Annotated in this window: 12 protein-coding genes; 2 read left to right on the top strand and 10 right to left on the bottom strand. The window is 73.3% G+C overall.

Annotation, left to right across the window (positions count from 1 at the left end; genetic code table 11):
* Window positions 1-201: 201 nt before the first annotated feature.
* On the bottom strand, window positions 202-2,325 hold the full coding sequence (locus R4Z62_RS25485; protein WP_064535636.1) for a DNA gyrase/topoisomerase IV subunit B: 2,124 nt from the start codon (window positions 2,323-2,325) through the stop codon (window positions 202-204).
* Window positions 2,326-2,767: 442 nt separating this feature from the next.
* Here R4Z62_RS25485 and R4Z62_RS25480 point away from each other — a divergent pair, with 442 nt between their 5' ends.
* Entirely contained in the window at window positions 2,768-2,998 is a 231-nt protein-coding gene (locus R4Z62_RS25480) for a DUF7455 domain-containing protein (RefSeq protein ID WP_018564671.1), read from the top strand.
* A 102-nt stretch (window positions 2,999-3,100) separates the two neighbouring features.
* Here the strand turns inward: R4Z62_RS25480 and R4Z62_RS25475 are convergent, their stop codons facing one another.
* From R4Z62_RS25475 to R4Z62_RS25440, 8 genes are all read right to left on the bottom strand, one after another.
* On the bottom strand, window positions 3,101-3,961 hold the full coding sequence (locus R4Z62_RS25475; protein WP_491520983.1) for a S1 family peptidase: 861 nt from the start codon (window positions 3,959-3,961) through the stop codon (window positions 3,101-3,103).
* 121 nt (window positions 3,962-4,082) lie between these two features.
* Window positions 4,083-5,633, bottom strand: coding sequence for an RNA polymerase sigma factor (locus R4Z62_RS25470; RefSeq protein ID WP_491520982.1), 1,551 nt, complete (start codon window positions 5,631-5,633; stop codon window positions 4,083-4,085).
* 604 nt (window positions 5,634-6,237) lie between these two features.
* Window positions 6,238-7,125 (bottom strand): FadR/GntR family transcriptional regulator, encoded by an 888-nt coding sequence (locus tag R4Z62_RS25465; protein ID WP_079159098.1) that lies wholly within the window; start codon window positions 7,123-7,125, stop codon window positions 6,238-6,240.
* A 162-nt stretch (window positions 7,126-7,287) separates the two neighbouring features.
* Window positions 7,288-9,696, bottom strand: coding sequence for an ABC transporter ATP-binding protein (locus R4Z62_RS25460; RefSeq protein WP_491520981.1), 2,409 nt, complete (start codon window positions 9,694-9,696; stop codon window positions 7,288-7,290).
* Between the two features lie 72 nt (window positions 9,697-9,768).
* Entirely contained in the window at window positions 9,769-10,527 is a 759-nt protein-coding gene (locus tag R4Z62_RS25455; protein WP_491520980.1) for an NUDIX hydrolase, read from the bottom strand.
* 130 nt (window positions 10,528-10,657) lie between these two features.
* Window positions 10,658-12,763 carry an amylo-alpha-1,6-glucosidase gene (locus R4Z62_RS25450; protein ID WP_491520979.1) on the bottom strand — a complete coding sequence of 702 codons (2,106 nt, stop codon included), beginning with the start codon at window positions 12,761-12,763 and terminating at the stop codon, window positions 10,658-10,660.
* Window positions 12,764-13,120: 357 nt separating this feature from the next.
* On the bottom strand, window positions 13,121-14,776 hold the full coding sequence (locus R4Z62_RS25445; protein ID WP_491520978.1) for a DUF4192 domain-containing protein: 1,656 nt from the start codon (window positions 14,774-14,776) through the stop codon (window positions 13,121-13,123).
* Between the two features lie 294 nt (window positions 14,777-15,070).
* Entirely contained in the window at window positions 15,071-17,230 is a 2,160-nt protein-coding gene (locus R4Z62_RS25440; RefSeq protein WP_491520977.1) for a RecQ family ATP-dependent DNA helicase, read from the bottom strand.
* A 436-nt stretch (window positions 17,231-17,666) separates the two neighbouring features.
* On the opposite strand from R4Z62_RS25440, the gene R4Z62_RS25435 reads away from it, so the two are divergent.
* Window positions 17,667-18,281: a hypothetical protein gene (locus tag R4Z62_RS25435; protein ID WP_064535629.1), complete on the top strand. Its 615-nt coding sequence runs from the start codon at window positions 17,667-17,669 to the stop codon at window positions 18,279-18,281.
* 295 nt (window positions 18,282-18,576) lie between these two features.
* On the opposite strand, the gene R4Z62_RS25430 is transcribed toward R4Z62_RS25435, so the two are convergent.
* Window positions 18,577-19,206 (bottom strand): hypothetical protein, encoded by a 630-nt coding sequence (locus tag R4Z62_RS25430; protein WP_491520976.1) that lies wholly within the window; start codon window positions 19,204-19,206, stop codon window positions 18,577-18,579.
* Between the last annotated feature and the right edge of the window lie 23 nt (window positions 19,207-19,229).

The raw sequence follows: 19,229 nt of genomic DNA, 5'->3' as shown, positions 1-19,229 counted from the left end.
TGCCCGCCGGGGGCACCCGCCCAGACGGCACAACGGCATCGTGGCCGCGACCGCGACCGCGACCACGACCGCGGCACGGTCCGGCGACCGCAGCCACCAGCCACGGCCACAGCCACAGCCACAGCCACAGCCACAGCCACAGCCACAGCCACAGCCACAGCCACAGCCACAGCCAGGGTGCCGTGAAGCCCCTGCCGGCCGCTACGCGTCGATGCGCGAGCGGTCCAGCGTGGCGGCCGAGCTGGCGATGAACTCCTTGCGGGGGGCCACGTCGTTGCCCATGAGCAGGTCGAACACGCCCTCCGCCGCTTCCAGGTCGGAGAGGTTGATCCGGCGCAGGGTGCGGTGGCGCGGGTCCATCGTGGTCTCGGCCAGCTGGTCGGCGTCCATCTCGCCGAGGCCCTTGTACCGCTGGATCGAGTCCTTGTACCGGATGTTCTTGCTCTGGAACTCCAGCAGCCTGTCCCGCAGCTCGCGGTCCGAGTACGTGTAGACGTACTTGTCCTGGCCCTTCTTCGGCTGGACCAGTTCGACCCGGTGCAGCGGCGGCACGGCGGCGAAGACCCGGCCCGCCTCGACCATGGGCCGCATGTAGCGGTGGAAGAGGGTGAGGAGCAGGGTGCGGATGTGGGAGCCGTCCACATCGGCGTCGGTCATCATGATGATCTTGCCGTAGCGTGCCGCGTCCAGATCGAAGGTCCGGCCGGAGCCCGCTCCTATCACCTGGATGATCGCGCCGCACTCGGCGTTCTTCAGCATGTCCGTGACGGAGGACTTCTGGACGTTGAGGATCTTGCCGCGGATCGGCAGCAGCGCCTGGAACTCGGAGTTCCGGGCGAGCTTGGCGGTGCCGAGCGCGGAGTCCCCCTCGACGATGAACAGCTCGCTGCGGTCGACGTCGTCGCTGCGGCAGTCGGCGAGCTTGGCGGGCAGCGAGGACGATTCCAGGGCGGTCTTGCGGCGCTGGGCGTCCTTGTGCTGGCGCGCCGCGATCCGGGTGCGGGCGGCGGCGACGGCCTTCTCCAGGACGACGCGCGCCTGCTGGGCGGCGTCCCGCTTGGTGGAGGTCAGGAACGCCTTGAGTTCCTTGGTGATCACGTTGTTCACGATGCGGCGGGCCGCCGAGGTGCCGAGCACCTCCTTGGTCTGCCCCTCGAACTGCGGTTCCGCCAGGCGGACCGTGACGACCGCGGTGAGGCCCTCCAGGGCGTCGTCCTTGACGATGTCGTCCTCGGCGACGCGCAGCATCTTCTTGGCCCGCAGCACCTCGTTCATCGTCTTGGTCACGGCCTGCTCGAAGCCGGCGACATGGGTGCCGCCCTTGGGTGTGGCGATGATGTTGACGAAGGACCGCAGCGTGGTGTCGTAGCCGGTCCCCCAGCGCAGGGCGACGTCCACGCCGAGGTCGCGGGTGACCTCGGTGGGCGTCATCTGGCCGTGCTCGTCCAGGACGGGGACGGTCTCCTTGAAGGTGCCCTGGCCGCTGAGGCGGAGGACGTCGCAGACGGGCCTGTCGCTCGCCAGGTACTCGCAGAACTCGCTGATGCCGCCGTCGAAGCGGAAGGACTCCTCGCCCTTGCTGCCGCCCTCGCCCAGTCCGTACTCGTCGCGCACGACGATGGTCAGGCCGGGCACCAGGAAGGCGGTCTGCCGGGCGCGCTGGTGCAGGTTCTCCAGGGAGAGCTTCGCGTCCTTGAGGAAGATCTGGCGGTCGGCCCAGTACCGCACGCGCGTCCCGGTGCGCGACTTGGGGATCTTCTTGGCCTTGCGCAGCCCGCTGCCGGCCTCGAACCTGGCCTCGGGGCCGTTGCCCGTGAACGCCCCGGGCACCCCGCGCCGGAAGCTGATCGCGTGCGTGTGGCCGCCGCGGTCGACCTCGACGTCCAGCCGGGCGGAGAGCGCGTTGACGACGGAGGCGCCGACGCCGTGCAGACCGCCGGAGGCGGCGTAGGAGCCGCCGCCGAACTTGCCGCCGGCGTGCAGCTTGGTCATGACGACCTCGACACCGGACAGGCCGGTCCTCGGCTCGACGTCGACCGGGATGCCTCGGCCGTTGTCGCGGACCTCCACGGAGCCGTCGTCGTGCAGGACGACCTCGATGTGGTCGCAGACGCCCGCCAGGGCCTCGTCCACGGAGTTGTCGATGATCTCCCACAGGCAGTGCATGAGACCGCGGCTGTCGGTCGACCCGATGTACATGCCGGGGCGCTTGCGCACGGCCTCGAGCCCCTCGAGGACGAGCAGGTGCCGCGCGGTGTAGTTGGAGCCGTCACGGTCTGCTCCTGCCAGCAGCGCTGTGGACGGCACGGACGTATCGGCGGTCACGCGGTTCGCTCCTCGCTGAATTTCAGGTGAGGCCCTGATGGGTAAGGGCGCGGCTTGGGTTGCCGCTCAGAGGGTACCGAGCCCTGGTAGAGCCCTTGTAACGCAACCCTCGACGGCGCTTCAGACTAGTCGAGGAGTCGCATGTACGTTCGATCCCTCGATGGAGTGAAGCACATATCACGTTCCCTTCGGGGCATGAACCATTTAGGCTCCGGGCACGTCCTCATGAACAACCGGCAAGCCGGCCGGGGAGGACCGACCATGACCGACAGCGCGAACCCGTAAGACACACAGAAACGTAATACGGCACATTCGCCGCCAAACCGGCAACGGACAGCCACCTCGGGAAGATTTTTCGAGGAAAAGCCGCGAGCGGGAACGTTTGGGGCTGGTTGGATGTTGACCCTGGTACGACAGCTCGTCGAGCTAGAGAAGAGGCGACGTGACTACTGTTCTGACCCCCGCGAGCCCGCTGACGGCCGCTGATCGCTGCGACCGCTGCGGCGCCCAGGCATACCTGCGCGTCGTCCTGCTGAGCGGCGGAGAACTGCTCTTCTGCGCCCACCACGGTCGCAAGTTCGAGCCGGAACTCAAGAAGATCGCCGCTGAGATACAGGATGAGACGGAGCGCCTCACCTCCGTGCCTGCGACCACGCCCGACGAAGAGCGCTGACCATCTCGCACGACGAGCCAGCTCCGGCACAGGCCGGCGAAACGGGCGGTTGCTCCTGATCCACAGGAGCGACCGCCCGTCGTCATGTCCGCCCGAGGCCGCTCAGGCCACGCCCATGGACGGCCGCAGGCCCTTGGCCCCCCACGCGGCACGCAGCGTCCGCACCACGTCGGACACCCGCGTGTAGACGCCTGGGCTCCCCGCCTCCCCGCAGCCGTCCCCCCAGGAGACCAGCCCGATGAGGCGCCCCTGGGCCACCAGCGGTCCCCCGCTGTCGCCCTGGCAGGCGTCCCGTCCACCGGCGCTCTCGCCCGCGCACAGCATGGTCCGGGGCACGTAGGTGCCGTTCGTACTGCCCGGATACGCCCGCTCGCACTGGGCGTCGGGCAGCACATGCACCCGCGCCGCGCGCAGGCTGTGCGGGTAGGCCGCGCCGCCGGTCGTGTCGCCCCAGCCGTAGACGAGGGCGCTCGTCCCCGGCGCGTACGCGGGGTCGCCCGCGCCCGCCATCGGGATGACGGCGCGCTGGGGCAGCGGCTCGGCCAGCGTGAGCACCGCGAAGTCGCCCGAGTTGGTCGTACGGTCATAGCGCGGATTGACCCAGGTGGCGCGTACGCGGATCTCCTTGCCCTGTCCGGACAGCAGGTCCGTACGCCCCTCGATGACCTTCAGATCCCGTGTCGGCGGCGCACCGACCACATCACCGGACAGGCAGTGCGCGGCGGTCAGTACGGCATTGCGGGCGACGGCCACGGCCCCGCAGAACTGTCCCGCGCGCGTACCTCCGAACCGGTCACGGCTGGACAGCGCCACGGTCCACGGACTCTGGGCCACATCGACGGGGAAACCCCCGACGACAACGCTGTCAGCGGCGGCGGGGGCGGCGTTGACCAGCGGTATCGCAGCTCCGGTGGCCGCCAGCACCAGCGGCCCGGCCAGGGCGCGGGCAATACGGCGTCGCATACGCACTCCTCACTCTGTGGTGATCATCGAACACCCAGAGTCGGGCACGTGGGCGCACGCCGCAGCACGAAGGCCCGGTCCCCCGCACGGGAGAACCGGGCCTCACGGTGTCGCGCGGGTCCTAGTCGAGGTAGTCGCGCAGCACCTGCGAGCGCGACGGGTGGCGCAGCTTCGACATGGTCTTGGACTCGATCTGGCGGATCCGCTCACGCGTGACGCCGTAGACCTTGCCGATCTCGTCGAGGGTCTTGGGCTGGCCGTCGGTGAGACCGAAGCGCATGGAGACGACACCCGCCTCGCGCTCGGACAGGGTGTCGAGCACCGAGTGCAGCTGCTCCTGGAGCAGCGTGAAGCTCACCGCGTCGGCCGGGACGACCGCCTCGGAGTCCTCGATGAGGTCACCGAACTCGCTGTCGCCGTCCTCGCCCAGCGGGGTGTGCAGCGAGATGGGCTCGCGGCCGTACTTCTGGACCTCGATGACCTTCTCCGGGGTCATGTCGAGTTCCTTGGCCAGCTCCTCCGGAGTGGGCTCGCGGCCCAGGTCCTGGAGCATCTGGCGCTGCACGCGCGCGAGCTTGTTGATGACCTCGACCATGTGCACCGGGATACGGATGGTGCGGGCCTGGTCGGCCATGGCGCGGGTGATCGCCTGCCGGATCCACCAGGTGGCGTACGTGGAGAACTTGTAGCCCTTGGTGTAGTCGAACTTCTCGACCGCGCGGATCAGACCGAGGTTGCCCTCCTGGATGAGGTCCAGGAAGAGCATGCCGCGGCCGGTGTAGCGCTTGGCCAGGGAGACCACCAGACGGAGGTTGGCCTCCAGGAGGTGGTTCTTGGCTCGGCGGCCGTCCTCGGCGATGATCTCCAGCTCGCGCTTGAGCTTCGGCGCCAGCTTGTCGGAGTTGGCCAGCTTGTCCTCGGCGAAGAGACCCGCCTCGATGCGCTTGGCCAGTTCGACTTCCTGCTCGGCGTTGAGCAGGGGGACCTTGCCGATCTGCTTGAGGTAGTCCTTGACCGGGTCGGCGGTGGCGCCGGCCGCGGCGACCTGCTGGGCGGGGGCGTCGTCCTCGTCCTCGTCGGAGAGCACGAAACCGGCGCTCTCCGCGCCCTCCGGCTCCTCCGTCGCGCCCTTGGGGTCCTCCAGCACCTCGTCCTCGAGGAGCTCGGCGTCGTCCTTCTTGCCCGCGGTCTTCTTGGCCGTCGTCTTCTTGGCGGCGGCGGTCGTCTTCTTCGCCGCCGTCTTCTTCGCGGCGGCGGTCGTCTTCTTGGCGGCGGCCTTCTTGGCGGGAGCGTCGTCCTCGACCGGCGTGTCGGCGGCGGGCGGCGCCGTCGGAGTGGCGGTGGCGGTGGCCTTCCTGGTGGTCACCGTCTTCGCCGCGACCGTCTTGGTGGCGGTGCGCTTGACCGGACTCTTCGCTGCGACGCTCTTTCGGGTGCGCTTGTTTGGCTCCGCGGCACTGACCATCAGCGTCACACCCTCTTCCTCGAGGATCTGGTTGAGGCTGCGCAGTACGTTCTTCCACTGAGTGGCCGGGATCTGGTCAGCTTCGAAGGCCCGACGCACATCGTCGCCGGCGATCTGCCCCTCAGCCTTTCCCCGCTCAATGAGCGCCATGACAGAGACGGACTCGGCGATCTCCGGCGGGAGCGTACGGGATGTGCTGGCCGACACGAACAACCTCTCGGAACGTTGGAAAACGGCTTCCGGCCCCGTCCTCTGACGGACAGGAGCCGACCACCGGCCTGGGGATTGGGCCGACGGGACGGGCGGGGGCCGGGAAGATGCACAGCGCCATGAACGGCGTCCGTATTCCCTCCGCGGCTGTCACCTCTTAGGTCATCGCGTTGTTCCCATGAGCGTTACGCCCAATCCGCGTGGCCCGAGTCACACCCCGTAAGCGCTTAAAAACGGTCAGAAGTGGACACATGAGATCAGCCGGGGCGGACAGGCTCTCACGAGGGGCCGCCCGCCCGTCGCGCGCGACCCCGCCGGGCGCGCGGAGGCGGAGGCGGAAGATCCGGCCGGGTCCCGACCGAGGCCACTCGCCCGCCGGGGCCACCCGTCGGCCGAGGCGCCGGGAGGGTGACACGAGGACAGTGCGACGGCGCGAGGACGACGAGACGGCGAGACGGCGAGACGGCGAGACGGCGAGGAGAGGACGACGGAGGGACGGGCTGGAGCGGCGGAGCCGAGGGAGGCGAGCCGCGGTCCGGGGGCACGGGAGGGCGGCAGGTCTCCGGCCGTGCCGCCCGCGCCCCGGCGCGTCGCCCGCGGTTCAGTGCTCGCGCGGCGCGGGCACCACTCGCTCGATCTCGGGGTGCACCGTGAGGAGCTGGCGCATGGCGCCCTCCGCCGCGGCGCCGTCGCCCGCCGCGAGCGCGTCGACGATCCGGGCGTGCTGCCCCACCGAGGCGTCGTTCGGCCGGTCGCAGCCCGTGACGGGGCCGCCCGACACGTGCAGGGCGGACGAGACGATCCCGGAGAGGTGCTCCAGCATCCGGTTGCCCGCGACCTGGATGAGCAGGCCGTGGAACTCCGTGTCGGCCCGGGAGAAGGTCAGCGCGTCACCCTGCGCAAGGGCGTGGCCCATGATCTCGACCATGTCGGCGAGGCGCTGCTGGACGTCCTCGCGTCCGTGTCCCGCGGCGAGGCGCGCGGCGAGTGGCTCGATCGTCCAGCGCAGCTCGCTCAGCTCACGGCGCTGGTCGTCGCGCTGCGGCCCGAAGGCCCGCCACTCGATGATGTCGGGATCGAGGAGGTTCCAGTCGCTGACCGGGCGCACCCGCGTGCCGACGTTGGGACGCGCGCTGACCAGGCCCTTGGCCTCCAGCACGCGGAGCGACTCCCGGACGACGGTGCGGGAGACCTCGAAGCGCTGGCCGATCTCCTCGGGAACCAGCGGGCGGTCGGCGCCCAGGTCGCCCGAGACGATCATCTGACCGAGCTGCTGGACGAGTTGGCCGTGCAGGCCGCGGCCGCGGCTGCCGGCGGCGCGCCGGCCGACGCGCCCCAGCTCGGGGTCCGCGCCCTCCCAGGCAGGACTTCCGACGCGGTCGGGGACGGGCGCCTCGGCGTAGGGGTAGCGGTCGAGTCCGCCCGGTCCGGCCAGGCCGGAGTCGGTGGAGCGGGCGGCGGTCATCATGGTGTGCGCAAGGGTACTCACGGATCCTTTGTCGGCGCTGCCTCCAACTCCCTTGAGGTCTTTGGTGAAAAGCACACGAAAGGGTGATCGCTCACTCCGTCGCAATTGACGCCTTATCGGAAAGAAATGTGCTTTCCGCGGGGAGTTGCGCCCGATGCACGATCGAATGAGCGCGAACCCTGCTCATCGGGCTCTGCTCCGCAGGACCGTCAGCAGATACCCACCGAGCAGCGCACCGAGCGACAACACCAGGGCGCTGCCCATCGGTTGGGCGACCACGCGGGCCGCGGCGGAGAGCCAGCGATCCCCGCCGAAGGGCCACGGCAGCAGGAACGTCTCGTGCAGCCGCGCGGGCAGTCCGGCGGTGTCCCAGGCGGCGCCGCCCAGCGCCTCCTGCACCAGCGGTACGCCGACGACCGGCACGGCGAGCACCGCGGCCAGCCCCGCGGTCGCGGACCGGAACACTCCCGAGGCCAGCACCCCGGTCCAGCCGCAGCCGATCACGAGGCCGGTCCAACTCGCGGCCGGGGCGAGCCAGTCACCGGGGACCTGGGTCAGTTCCCCGCCGTAGACGAGGTACAGCAGCTCGGCGTCGCAGCCGATGGTGAGGAAGGCCAGCAGCGCCGCCGTGGCCGTGGCGACGAGGAGCTTGGCGGCGAGCAGTCCCAGGCGGCGGGGCACGGTGCCCCGGTCCGCCGCCAGCGCGGGGTGCCGGAACTCGTCGCCGAAAGCGAGCGCTCCCAGCAGTCCCGCGCCGAGCGCCGCCGGCGGCAGTGGCAGCTGCTGCGGCCACGCCGCCAGCAACCGGGGCTGCGGCGTATGGCCGATGCGCCCCATGACCAGGGCCGTGAGGGCGGAGACGACGAGCACGGCCGCGCAGACGGCGAATCCGGTGCCGATGCCCAGAGCGCGGCGCAGTTCGTAGCGCACGGGGCGCAGCGGTCCCGCGCCGGGGCGGACGGCGATGGGGGGCGGCAACGGCGACGAGGCATCCGCCGTGACGACCTCGGCGGGGCGGGGCGTGGGGATCGAGGGCTGCGTGGCGGACGGGTGTGCGGTGGCCGAGTGCGTGGCGGACGCCTGCGGGCCCGGTGCCCGAGCAGTCCCTTGTGGCTGGGGATCCGGCTGCGGGCTGGGCTGCGCTCCTTGCGGGTGCGGGTGCGGGTGCGGGCCGGGGCGCCGTCGTGCCGAGGGCCGCGTGCCGGGGGTGCCCTCCGGGGACTGCTCCGGCGCGCCGGCGCGATCCCCGCGGGCGGTGCGGGGTGCATCGCCGGGACGGGCCCGTACGCCACCGACGTGCGGGCGTGCCGCCGTGGGCACGCCGTCGGCGGGTGCGGCGGCCGTCGTCGAACCCTCGGCGTGCGCGGCGACGGAGACGGCCTCGGGGCGGCCGTGGTCGAGGAGAGCGGCGGCGACCGTCTCCTCGGCCTCCTTTCGAGACGTGGCGCCCGGCCCGCCCGGAGCGGTGGCGGCGACGGCTCCGCCTCGGTCCGCTGCGGCACGCGCGTTCCCTCCCGGCTCGCCGACCGCTCCGCCGCCGTCGCGCACCAGGGATGCGGAGGGAACGGAGGGGACGGCCCCCGACCCCGGGGCCTGCCCCGAAGCCGGAGCAGCCGAAGTCTCTCCGGCGGCGGGGGCGCCGGGCTCCGCGGCCTGCGCCCGTTCGGCGAAGGGGTGCTCCGCGGTGGGGCGCTCGGCCCCGGCACCGGCGCCCATGTCGCCCACCTCGTCGGCGAGTTGGTGCACCAGGATGCCGTGGCGGAACGCGGCCTCCCCGACGTCGGCGCACGTACTGCCGTAGACGGACAGGCGATTGCCGTCCTCCCGCACGACCTCCACGGAGCGCTGGGCGGTGCGGGCCTCCTTGGCCAGCAGGGCGGCGAGACGGGCGGCGTGCGGACTGAGGACCGCGACGCGAGGACGCAGCCGGTGGCGGGCGAAGTCCGTCGCCTCCTGGTCGGCCACGACGCTGCCGCGCTCCAGCGTGACGACCCGGTCTGCCGTACGCGCGGCCTCTTTGGGGTCGTCCGTGGCGAACAGCACCGTGCCGCCCCGGCTCGCGTGGGCCCGCAGCATGCCGTGCAGCCAGCGGCCCTCCCGCGGGGAGACGCCGCCCGCCGGATGGTCGAGCACCAGTGTGTGCGGGTCGGACAGCAGGACGCACGCCAGGCCGAGCCGCCGGTCCATGCCGCGCGACAGCATGCCCAGACGTTCGTCGCGGAAGCTGACGAGTCCGACCGCCTCCAGCACTTCGTCGGCCCGCCGGGCCGGAAGTCCCGCCGCCGCGCACAGCATCCGCAGATGGCCCCGGACCGAGCGGGAGGGATGGCCGGGCACGTCACCGAGGAGGACACCGACCTCACGCGCCGGATGGGCGATGCGATGCAGGGGCCGCCCTTTGAAGTAGGTGATTCCCCGGCCCTGTTGGAGTTCGAGCATGAGTCTGAGCGTGGTCGTCTTGCCCGCGCCCGCGGTCCCCAGGAGCGCGGTGACACGCCCCGAGTGCGCCTCGAAGGAGACGTCGTCGACGGCGGGCGAACGGCCCTTGCGGGAGTCGCTGGTCAATCCGAAGGCCTGGATCACCCGCAGCAAGATAGCCGTTATGTACCTTTTTGCCGGTTTGCAACGCGCGTACGGCCGACACCGCCGCCCTCGGTCCCCGTCTCAGACCTCCGGGCGCAGCATGGGCGGGTTGAGCAACGTGGCCCCGCCCGCCCGGAACAGCTGGGCGGGCCGGCCGCCCTGCCGCGTGGTCGTGCCCCCGGTCGGCACCAGGAAGCCGGGCGTCCCCGTCACCTTGCGATGGAAGTTGCGCGGGTCGAGCGCCACTCCCCACACCGCCTCGTAGACGCGCCGCAGTTCACCGACGGTGAATTCCGGCGGGCAGAACGCGGTCGCCAGCGACGAGTACTCGATCTTCGACCGGGCCCGCTCGACCCCGTCGGCCAGGATCCGGGCGTGGTCGAAGGCGAGCGGTGCCGCGGCTTCGCCGTCCCGGCCGTAGCCGCCGTGCTGGAGCAGCTCCGCCACGGACGCCCAGCGGGCGTCACCGGCGTCACCACCGGGCCGGGGCGCGGGCAGATCGGGCGCGAGGGCGAGGTGGGCGACGCTGACGACGCGCATCCGCGGATCACGGCCCGGGTCGCCGTAGGTCGCCAGCTGCTCCAGGTGCGCGCCGTTGTCCTGGACCGGTGCGGCGGGGTCGTGGACGCACAGGCCCGCCTCCTCCTCCAGTTCGCGCGCCGCGGCCTGCGCCAGATCCTCGTCCTCCCGCACGAAGCCCCCGGGAAGCGCCCACCGCCCCTGGAACGGAGGCTCTCCCCTGCGCACCGCCAGCGCGCACAGGGCGTGGCGGCGCACGGTCAGCACGACCAGGTCCACGGTGACAGCGAAGGGCGGAAAGGCTGACGGGTCGTAGGGCATGCCGTGATCATAGTCGTCTGCCTGACGATAAACACTCCCTTCGCCGGTCGCAGCGACGCGTGGTCCGCGCGGCCGCGCCGGACGCCCCGTCCTCGCGTCCCGGCCACTCTGGGCACCATGCCGGGCAAGGTCATACCCCCAGTTGCAGCCCCTCGGCCGCCTCCTCGACCAGGGCGAGGCCGAGCCTGCTGACCCGTACCGAGAAGGGGGCGCCGGCGACCCGCAGCCCGGTGAGGCCGATCTCCCCGAGCGGCGCCGCACGCACCGGCCGCAGGGTGACCGTCCCGGCGGGGGTGTCGGGCCGGATGCCGACGAGCGCGGTGAGCAGCAGGACCGCGGCGGACGCGGCCGTCGCCGAGGGGCGGCAGGCCGCCGGGTGCGGAACGGGCGCGCCACCGTCCGTGCGCTGCTCTCCGGCGAACATCTCGGGCAGCCGGTGTCCGAAGGCCCCGGCCGCCGCCAGGATGCCCCGCAGCAGGGCACCGGCCTCCTCCTCGTGGCCCGCCGCCGCCAGACCGGCGACGGCGACGGCCGTCTCGGCCACCCGCACCGCCCCGGCACGGTGGCCGAAGGGGTTGTAACCGGCCTCCTTTGCGGCGAGCCCGCGCAGTCCCCAGCCCGAGTCCATCGTGGGCCCGCGCAGCAGCCGGGCGAGCTGACCGGTCCGCGCCTCGTCGAGGAGTCCGGGCGCCTGCCGTCCACCGCCCAGCAGGCCGGTGTCGAGCAGGTGCGCGGCGGAGGCGTCGAGGTGCGTGAGCAGCCGCCCGTCGGGTGCCCTGCCGGCCGCGGGTCTGCCGCCGCCGCGGTCGTCGACCCAGAAGTCGTCCCGGAACGCCGTGCGCAGGTGCTGGGCCCACTGCCGCAGCTCGTCCGCGCCCGGTCTGCCGAAGGCGTCGAGCAGGTCCGCTCCGAGCAGCGCCGCCCGGTGGGCGTGCGCCTGGATCTCGCAGCGCACGGGTCTGCCGGGCAGTTGATCGCACAGATATGTGCCGTCCCCCACGGACGCGCGCAGCCAGGTGAGGCAGCCCTCGGCCGCGGGCAGCAGGTCCTCCGCCTCCCGCTCGGGAAGGCCCCAGCGGCGGGCTTCGGCGAGCAGCGCGGGGAAGAGCAGGGTCGCCTCCGTGCCGGTGCAGCCGGGCGGCAGGTGGGGGCCCGCGTCGCGGCGCGGTCCGGGGATCATCCCGGTCCGCCGGCCCGGACCGGTGTGCTGGGTGCGGGCCAGGGTGCGCAGGGTGCTCACGGCCAGCCGGGTGCCCAGGGGCAGCGCCATCCGGGCGGCGGCCAGCGCCTCGGCCGGGGCCAGGCCGCACCGCCACGGGGCCCCGGCCGCCAGGTGCAGGTCGGACGGAGCGGCCGGGTCGCGCAGCAGCAGGGCGTGCAGGTCGTCGATGCCGGTGCGCAGCAGTTCCGCCACCCCCGGGGTGTCGCCGGTGGCCCGCGCGGGCGCCAGCGGACTCGTGGCGGTGCGGCCCACGGCCCGCAGGGGGCCCGCGCCGTCCTGCCGCACCCGCAGTTCCACGGTGGCCGTGCCGCCCGGGGGCAGCTCGAACTCCCAGCGCAGCAGGCCCGCGGAGGCCAGTGCTTCGGCGGGCGGCGGGTCCGCGGTGACCGATGCGCTGGTGGCGCCGCGAGACCAGCGCAGACCGGAGCCGCGTACGCTCGCGGGCCGTTCCTCGCCCGCGCCTCCACGGGCGATCTGGCCGAGGTCCGCGAGGTCGGTACCGAGGGCCACCTCCACGGGGAGCCGCAGCGGGCGCGGCGAGGTGCTGCGCAGGGTGATCCGCTCCGTGCCGTCCGCGTCCCGTACGCGCTCCACCAGCACATCGGGGTCCGGGCCCGTGCCCGGCGAGGCGCGCAGGGTGCCGACGAAGCGGACCCGGTCGGCGGCGGTCATCAGGGCGTGGACGCCGAGCGGTTCACGCCCGGCGACGCGTACCTGGCAGCGGGAGAGGAGGCGCCGTCCGGAGCGGTAGAAGCCCTCCAGACCGCGCCCGCTCAGCTGCCCCTGGGCGGACGAGACCGCCAGCCCGGGGAGGGCCACGCAGATCATGGCGTCATGGGCGGCGGGCAGCTCCGCGGGACTGCCGGGGAGCGAGCGCGGCGCCCGGGTCCGGGATTCACCCGGCACGAGCGCGGCGTACCGCGGGGGCGCGGCGAGGCGCTGCCCCACGGGGCTCACGGGGGTGCTGAAGACCGCGGCGCCGCCGGTGGGGCAGGGCGGAGTCGGCTGGTGCATGGGACGGCTTCCTCTGCGCTCTCGGGGCCTCGGCGAGTACGGCGCCCGGCACCGGGGGCGGCTCCGAAGCGACCTGGGGTGGCGGGGTGGCCTGGGCAGGTGTTCCGCCACTCAGGTGAACGGCGCGGAGCGGGGCCGGGTCACGCCCGGGACCGGTGAAGCCGACCGAATGGCGGCGGTACGGAGGGCCGGGAAGTGTGACGAGAGGGGTGGGAGAGGTGGAGAGGCGAGAGGTGGGAGGGATGACAGGGGTGGGAGGGATGAGAGGGGTGAGAGAGGTGGAAATGCAAGGGGTGGGAGGGATGACAGGGCCGGGAGGGATGAGAGGGGTGCGATAGTTCGGGCCGTACGGCGGGTTCATGCGCCGTCCCCGGACGGGTCGGGCTGCGGCTCATGGATCGGTCGGCGGCCGCCGCGGCGGCCCGGATCCGCCGCGCCCGCGGCACGCGGGCGTGTGCGGCCGGACGGCCTGACGGTGCCGGGGCCGGACGCCGCCGCGGCACCTCGTACGCGACGCCGCCGGCCGGACGGGGCCGCTGCCACCGCCGGTGCGCACCTGCTGCGGGGGCCGGGCGCCGGATGCCGCTCCGCGTCGGTGCCGGGCGCCGCGCCCTGAGGACCCTTTGCCCTCCTTGTGCCCTGCGCTTCCGTCTCCGCTTCCGCTTCCGGGCCGTGCTGCTCGCCGGACGATCGCGGGGCAGGCCCCTCGGGCGGGTCCTCGACGGCTGCTTCTTCCACCTCGGCCGGCTGCAGGCGTCCCGTGCGCTCCGCGCGGAGGCAACGGCGGACCGACTCCGGGTCCAGCCCCTCGTTGCACGCTTGGTGGAGGAGGCGGGCGAAGAGGTAGTCGGGGTCCGCGCCCAGCGCCATGGCGAGGGCTTCACGGGCCTCCAGGCCGTCGCCCGAGGACCAGGCGACCCAGCCCGCCAGGGTGAGCGGCGCGGCCGCGTGTTCCCCGTAGGGGCCGACACAGCGGCGGGCCAGGGCCCGCCAGAGGCGGAGGGCAGGGGCCGCTTCGTCCCCCTCCATCCACTCGGCCGCGCGGTCGCGCGTCGTGCGGTCCTGAAGGCCGAGGATCAGGACGGCCGCTTCACCGTCGTCGAGCAGCCGGTCGTCGCGGAGGTCGGCGGCGACCGTGCCCGGGACGACGGGTGCGTCGGCGAAGCGGCGCAGGACGCGCCCGGCGAGTCCCAGCGTCTCCTCGGCCACCCCGGCACGGCTCACCTCGTCGAGGATCCTCGGCACCAGGGCCCGGCCCGCCGTGTCCAGCGCGGTCTCCTGCGCGCGTGCCGCCGAGGTCTCCATGGGGAGCAGCCTGGCCCGCAGCTCCTTCAGGCTGCCGCGCACCTGAAGTCCGGCGTACGCCGCCGCCGCGGCCAGCACCGAGGTGCCGGGCAGGCCCATGGGCCATCCCTCCTCGGGGCAGCATCCGTCGGTCGGGCAGCAGTACGACCAGAAACGGCCACCGGAGATGCACAGGGCCTCGATCACCGGGACGTCGAGGAGACCGCACTGCCTGCGCAGCATCTGGGCCAGTGGCTGCAACCGCCGCGCGACCTCCCGCGCCGTCTCGCCGTTCGCCGGCTCCTGGCAGAGGAAGGCGACCAGTTGCTCGGGCATCACCCCTCTGCGCTCGCTGCCCGTGATCAGTCCCCGCGCCAACTGCCGGGCCGCCTCCGGCCAGTCGTCGTGGTCGGACGGGATGCCGACCCTGGCCCTGCCGCCGAACCTGCCGTGGCCGTCCTGGTCGTGCAGGGCGACCAGGACGATGCTGTCCTCGGGGCGGTAGCCGAGCAGATACGGCAGGGCGTCGGCCAGTTCGGCCGGGGTGCGCAGGGTGATCTGGTGGTTCGGTCCGGTTCCGTCGTACGTGATGTCACCGGAGCCGAGGGACCCGCTTCCGAAGGGCTCGGTCCCGGAAGGGCCCACCCCGAAGGCTTCCCCACCGAATGGTCCGTCTCCGAAGGAAGGTCCGTTTCCACACGATCCAGTCGTTTCACCGTGATTCGTCATGCCCTGACGATCTCGCGGAATCCAGCATTTCGCTTTCGCCTGTGGATAAGTCGGGCCAGGGACACGTCAACCCACGACAACCCTGGCCGAACCTCGCCGAACCGCGCCTGGGCCGCCGGGAGTGGGGCGACACCCGACACCGCCATCCCCCTGCCCCTGCCCCTGCCCCTGCCCCTGCCCCTGCCCCGTGAACGCCTCTCCCGCTGCTTCCTCTCCCGTGGCTCTTGGCGAGAGGTGGAAGCGCATCGCGTGACCCGGGAACCGGGCACCGAGGTCCAGGTCCCCGCCACCGGATCAGCCCGCCGTCGCGAGGACCAGCGGCAGGACCGGGCCGCTGCCCGCCCGGCGCAGCAGGCGGGCGGCGACCGCCAGGGTCCAGCCGGAGTCGGTGCTGTCGTCCACGAGCAGGACGGGGCCGGGAGAGCGGGTCAGGGCGTCCGCCAGCTGCTCGGAGATGGCGAACGCCTGGGACAGCGCCTTGAGGCGCTGCGCGGAGTTGCTGCGGCGCACCGCACGGCCGTCGTCCGGTCCGGTGTACGTCAGGGTGCCGAGGAAGGGCAGGCGGCCCACGGTCGCGATGCCCTCGGCGAGGGAGCCGACGAGCCGCGGGCGGGTCGTGGACGGAACCGCGACCACGCCCGCCGGGCGGGCCAGGGCGTCCGGCGCGTCCGTCGCCCAGCCGCCCGGGGAGCGCGCCCAGTCCGCGAGGACGGCGACGGCGGCCCGCAGGACGTCGTCGGGAACCGCGCCGTCCGGCGCGTTCTCCGCGAGCAGGGGGCGCAGCCGGTTGCCCCAGCCGATGTCGGACAGCCGTCCCAGGGCGCGCCCGGCCGAGCACTGCTCGCCGGGCGGGATGCGGCCCTTGAGGTCGACGCCCAGCGCGGGCATGCCCGTCGGCCACATCCGGCGCGGCTCGATCTCGGCTCCGGGGCGGTCCAGCTCCTGCGCGGCGGTCGTCAGCGACTGGTCCGAGACGGACACGTCGGCCCACGGTCCCGCGCAGTTGTCGCAGCGGCCGCACGGGGCCGCGCCCTCGTCGTCCAGCTGCCGGCGCAGGAACTCCAGCCGGCACCGCGACGTGGTCACGTAGTCGCGCATGGCCTGCTGCTCGGCCGCCCGCTGCCGTGCCACCCAGGCGTACCGCTCGGCGTCGTAGCTCCACGGTTCGCCGGTGGAGATCCAGCCGCCCTTGACGCGCTTGACCGCGCCGTCCACGTCCAGCACCTTGAGCATGGTCTCCAGTCGGCTGCGCCGCAGGTCCACCACCGCCTCCAGCGCCGGGACGGACAGCGGGCGCCCCGCGTCGGCGAGGGCCGTGAGGGTCTGGCGCACCTGGGCCTCGGGCGGGAAGGCGGTGTCGGCGAAGTACCGCCAGATCGCCTCGTCCTCCTTGCCCGGCAGCAGCAGTACGTCGGCGTGTGCCACACCGCGCCCCGCCCGCCCGACCTGCTGGTAGTAGGCGATCGGGGAGGACGGCGAACCGAGATGGAGCACGAAGCCCAGGTCCGGCTTGTCGAAGCCCATGCCGAGCGCGGAGGTGGCCACCAGCGCCTTGACCCGGTTGGCGAGCAGGTCCTCCTCGGCCTGGAGGCGGTCGGCGTTCTCCGTACGACCGGTGTAGGAGGCGACCGTGAAGCCGCGCTGGCGCAGATGGGCGGCGGCCTCCTCGGCCGCGGCGACCGTGAGGGTGTAGATGATCCCGGAGCCCGGCAGCTCCTCCAGGTGCTCCGCCAGCCAGGCGAGGCGGTGCGCGGCGTCCGGCAGCCGGACCACGCCCAGCCGCAGGCTCTCCCTCTCCAGGGAGCCGCGCAGCACCAGGGCCTCGCTCGCGCCGGTGCCCAGTTGCTCGGCCACGTCCGCGGTGACGCGCGCGTTGGCCGTCGCGGTGGTGGCCAGGACCGGCACGTCGGGGGCGAGCCCGGCGAGCACCGACCGCAGCCGCCGGTAGTCGGGGCGGAAGTCGTGTCCCCAGTCGGAGATGCAGTGCGCCTCGTCGACCACCAGCAGGCCGGTCGTGGCCGCCAGCTTGGGCAGCACCTGCTCGCGGAAGTCCACCGAGTTCAGCCGCTCCGGACTGACCAGGAGGACGTCGGTCTCGCCGCGCTCGACCTCCCCGTAGATCGTGTCCCACTCCTCCGGGTTGGCGGAGTTGATCGTGCGCGCCCGGATGCCGGCCCGCGACGCGGACTCGACCTGGTTGCGCATCAGCGCCAGCAGCGGCGAGACGATCACCGTCGGACCGGCGCCGCGTCTGCGCAGCAGAGCGGTGGCCACGAAGTACACCGCCGACTTGCCCCAGCCGGTGCGCTGCACCACGAGGGCACGGCGCCGATCCTCCACCAGGGCCGCCACAGCCTGCCACTGGTCTTCCCGCAGCCGCGCCGAACCGCCCGGGTCGCCGACCAGCTCGGCGAGGACGGCATCGGCTTCGGCGCGGAGGTCCAGTTGTTCCATGCCCCCATGCAACCCGATGCCACTGACAACCGGCCACCTCACCCACCGGGACCGGCCGGACCCGCACGGTGGCCGCGCCGTCGCCCGGCCGCCGCGAAGGGCGTGGCGGGGGTGTGGCGCGGGCGTGTCGGGGGCGTGGCGGAGCGATGCCCGCGCGGGGACGGTGTCGGGCAGATGACGGGAAGACGACGGTAGGGTGTCCGACCGGCCGCCCCGGGCGTCATGCGGTGGACCGCTGGGTAGGGATATAAGGCGCGGGTCAGCCGATAAAGGTCGGCGGCCTCAATTGCTCGTTGCCGCATTCCGGTTCGACAGGAAGAATTGAAGTCCGCTCCCCGCTCGGCTCGGCCGTGACCCGGCAGTGCTCTGCTGCGGTGTGCGCTCTCCTGCATCCGCCCCCGCCCGCAGTCATGGGCGCGTAGCCGAAGGGAGGAACGTGACCTTCGGATTCGCTCCGTCCTCGGCGGCCTCGCTGTCGACGTCCCCCGCCTCCGCCCATCGCGTGCTCGAACCCTCGGAGTGGGCCGCCGCGGGAATCCCCCTGCTGCGCAACCCCCGTGAGGTCGTCAGCGGACTCCACGCCCGGCACCGCCCCGGTCCGGCCACCGCCGTGGTCGCCGTGCTCGATCCCGACGAGCGGCTGCGTGCCAGCGCCTCGTTCGTGCGCCGTGCCGCGCCCGCCGACGGCTGGATGCTCCGCAACGCCCTGCTCGCCCAGCTCCGCCGCGTGATACCGCACGACCTGCGACGCCGCACCCCGGTGCGCACCGCCGTGCTGCTCTACTGCCGTGAGGGCGACGCGCGGTGGACGGAGGAGGACGGCGCCTGGATGTGGGGGCTGCGTGACGCGTGCACCCTGCACGGGCTGCGCTGCGGCGCGTACATCACGCTGACCCGGGACGGCTGGCAGGTCCTCGGCGAGGGGCGCGGTGGCCGCAGACCGAGCGCCCTCTCGGCGCCCGAGGCTCTCGGTACGACGGAGAGCCGGCCACCGTCGCCGCGCACCGGGGGCCCGGCCTCCGAGGTGCTGAGCCGCGCGGCGGCCCGCTGACGCCCGCAGCGGCTCCCGGCCGCCGCCCTTGAGCGGACCGGGCCGCCTGGGATCCGTCCCGCCCGCACGTCCGCTCGGCTCGCGCACGCCCCCACACGCACTCGCGCACCCCGCACCCCCCACACGCCACTCACGCACCCCGCACGCCCCCAGACACCTGTCCCCCCGGACGCCCACGCGGCGTCCGGGTACGCCGAAACAGCCGTCGTGCGATGTTCCGCAACGACGGCTGTCGCCCTGCGCTCCCCCGTGATCAGGACGTCCTGGCCGACGCGTGCGCCGGGGACAGGACGTCTCAGACGCCGGCGCCCAGCACCGAGTTGATCTGCTGCGGGTCGCCGCAGACGATCAGCAGGGCACCGGCCCGTGCGTGGGCCAGCGGCAGTGCGGTGGCGACGGCGTCACCGGTGCCGCCGTTGACGGCGACCACGACGACGGCACGGGACGCGGCGCGGGAGGTTCCGGCGGCGTCCGTGTAGAAGACGTCGTCACCCGCGTCGTGCTGCGCCCAGTAGGACGTCTCACCGAAGGACAGCTCGTGGGTGGCCCACGGGTGCGGGTCACCGGTGGTGACCACCAGCACCTCCCCGGGGGCGCGACCCGACTCCAGGAGCAGGTCGACCGCTTCCTCGGCGGCGTCGAGCGCTCCCTCGGCCGAGGCGGGGATCAGCTGGATCTGCGGAGCCGCCGGGGCGGCGGGGACAGCCGGCCCCGAAGGGGCGGGCTTGGCGGCGGCCGTGTCCCGCGGCGTCCGCTGCGCCGGCGGAGCGGGCCGCACGGGGCCGGGACGACCGGGACGCGGCGGAGCCGCGGGACGGGGGCCGGGTACGGGACGGGGGGTCGGCGCGGTGCGGCCGGTGGCCGGAGTGGCGCGGGGACCCTGGGCACTCTCGTGAATCTGAGGCTCCTCGGGAATGAGAGGCATGAGCTGATATCTATCAAACGTCG

The organism is Streptomyces sp. PL-25, from assembly GCF_058344915.1.
Note: the sequence above shows the minus strand (reverse complement) of the source record. Positions and strands in the feature narration are given on the sequence as shown.